This window comes from Paraburkholderia sp. BR14320 (genome assembly GCF_040948665.1).
GTDB classification, from domain to species: Bacteria; Pseudomonadota; Gammaproteobacteria; order Burkholderiales; family Burkholderiaceae; genus Paraburkholderia; species Paraburkholderia youngii.
In genome coordinates this window covers 1-255 of the sequence record NZ_JBFPKG010000343.1, presented here as the reverse complement: position 1 = coordinate 255, position 255 = coordinate 1, and the positions used below count along the sequence as shown (strand labels likewise).

Annotated in this window: 1 pseudogene; it reads left to right on the top strand. The window is 61.6% G+C overall.

The annotated features are described in order from the left end of the window. A pseudogene (locus AB3X89_RS40580) lies at nucleotides 1-185 on the top strand (IS21 family transposase); the annotation flags it as partial. Between the last annotated feature and the right edge of the window lie 70 nt (nucleotides 186-255).

Sequence of the window (255 nt, the reverse complement as noted above, 5' to 3'; positions counted from 1 at the left end):
AACGGCTGGAGGCTGCGTGCGAGCGTGCGCTCGTGTTTGCCAGCCCCAGGTACCGCACCGTCAAGACGATCCTCGACAAGGGTCTGGACAGCCAGCCCACTGCAGCACCAGCGCCGACGTCTGCCGATACCTACCTGAACGGCGGCCGCTTCGGCCGTGACCTCCATTCCCTTCTGATCCATTGAACGTCCATGAATCCATGTCCAGAACTGAACACGATCCTCAAGCAGTTGCGCCTCTCGGGCATCCTCGACT